The sequence below is a fragment of the Streptomyces chattanoogensis genome (genome assembly GCF_001294335.1).
In the GTDB taxonomy this organism is placed as follows: Bacteria; Actinomycetota; Actinomycetes; order Streptomycetales; family Streptomycetaceae; genus Streptomyces; species Streptomyces chattanoogensis.
This window is the reverse complement of the sequence record NZ_LGKG01000016.1, coordinates 1-1,297: the sequence shown is the minus strand read 5'-3', so window position 1 is coordinate 1,297 and position 1,297 is coordinate 1. Positions and strand designations below refer to the sequence as shown.

The following is a 1,297-nucleotide window of genomic DNA, read 5'->3' as shown; positions in this document are numbered from 1 at the left end:
GTTGCCTGCGCCCTGGGCGATGAGTTCCTTGTCGTAGTCGGTCTTGGGCCCGTTGTGGAGGCGGTCGACGGCGGCGGCGCTGAAGAGGGATTCGGCGGAGGCGATCAGGGCGAAGGCCAGGACCGTGCCCAGCACCCCGACATCGGCGAGTGTGGCGAGGTCGGCCGGGCCGGGGGGCTGGATCGCGTCCAGCAGTCCGCTGACCTTGACGCGGGCGACGGGCAGATCCAGCGCCCAGACGGCGACGGTGGCCAGCGCGACTGCGGCCAGCGGCGCGGGCAGGATCCGTGCGGCGCGCCGCCAGCGGGGCCACAGCACCAGCACGGCGATGGTGCCGGCCCCGATGGCCAGCGCGCACAGCGCGGTCTTGGACCCGGCGGTGTCGGTGGTCAGGGCGGGCAGGTGGGCGATGTTGGCCAGTCCGCTGCCGGGGGCCTTGGCGTCGGTCAGGGCGTAGAGCTGTCCGGCGATCAGGACCAGGCCGATGCCGGCGAGCATGCCCTGGACCACGGCGACCGAGATGGCCCGGAACCAGCGGCCCAGTTTCAGGGCGCCCATGGCCAGTTGCAGGAGGCCGGCGGCAAGGACCAGGGCACCCAGGGCGCCCAGGCCGTATTCCTTGACGGCTTCGAAGACCAGCACCGTCAGACCGGCGGCCGGGCCGCTGACCTGCAGGCTGCTGCCGGGCAGCAGACCGGTCAGCAGTCCGCCGACGATACCGGTGACCAGTCCCAGCTCGGCCGGCACGCCGGAGGCGACCGCCACGCCGACACACAGCGGGACGGCGACCAGGAAGACCACGAGGGAGGCGGTGAAATCCGCCCGGAAGTACGGGAATCGCTTCATGATGTGCACCCCGGCCCTACAGCGGCAGGAACAGGTCGGAGGCCGGCTGGTGGGCTGCGACCAGGCCGGTGTGCACCTCGTAGAACCAGCCGTGCAGCGTCACTTCCCCCACGGCCAGCCGCTCCTGCACGCAGGGGTAGCCGCGCAGTCGTTGCAGCTGTTCGCGCACGTGCTGCTGGACGGCGGCGGAGACCGCGGGCTCCTCGTCCTTGGGCAGGGCATCGGACAGCTGCTGGGCGAGCCAGTCGCGTACGGCCGGGACGCCGGTCAGGTCCTCGCCGCGGATCTTGGCGCCGACCGCGCCGCAGTGCGAATGGCCGCACACCACGATGTCGGCGACGCCAAGGACGCGCATGGCGTATTCGATGGTGGCCGCCTCCGAACTGGCGGCCATGCCTTCCTGGTAGACGGGCACGGCATTGCCGGCCGTGCGCAGTTCGAAGAGCTCACC

The 1,297-nt window shown here is 71.9% G+C and carries 2 protein-coding genes; both read right to left on the bottom strand.

Translation table 11 applies throughout. The features are described 5' to 3' along the window. Window positions 1–846 (bottom strand): SulP family inorganic anion transporter (locus ADL29_RS05615; RefSeq protein WP_169795192.1); only part of this gene is annotated, 846 nt, incomplete at its 3' end. 16 nt (window positions 847–862) lie between these two features. Next, on the bottom strand, window positions 863–1,297 hold a 435-nt coding region (locus tag ADL29_RS05610), incomplete at its 5' end, for a carbonic anhydrase (protein WP_053922642.1).